Annotated in this window: 1 pseudogene; it reads right to left on the minus strand. The window is 43.0% G+C overall.

From position 1 onward, the window contains the following. Window positions 1–500 (minus strand): annotated as a pseudogene (locus ACFIK0_RS09955) (adhesin); the annotation flags it as partial.

Genomic DNA, 500 nt, shown 5'->3' on the forward strand with positions numbered 1-500 from the left:
CTACTGCTTCCTTCCGTTCCATGCTTAGCTACAAACGCATTGGCTTCATTACTCCAATTCAAAGAATCCTGCGCTACTCCCTGCGAAACTTCCTTAATACGCTGATTCACATTTTTTATATTTGCATCAAGGCCTTCAAACGCACCACCTACACCATCAAAGGCGCTCGTGCTTACCTGACCATCTTCAGAAATATGCGATAATTTATACCTTGGCTGTGTAAGAGCTCCATCTTTAAAGGATGCTTCTCCACCTAAAAACTTAGCTAAATCCTCACCGATTTTATTAATCTGACCGCCCGTGATTGCATCATGTGAACCCTTGGCAATCTGACCATCGGCAACATTATGGAGACCTACAGCCGCCTTATCCTTACCTTTACCTAAAGTCACACTCGTGTAATCAATGCCGCCATTATCACCATCTTTTTTATCGTAGAGAACAACCGCTGAATCATCAGACTGAAGGCTGCTAGAAAGCTTCTCTAAACTTTGATCAAG

It is taken from the genome of Bartonella sp. CL63NXGY, assembly GCF_042194905.1.
Classification (GTDB): domain Bacteria; phylum Pseudomonadota; class Alphaproteobacteria; order Rhizobiales; family Rhizobiaceae; genus Bartonella.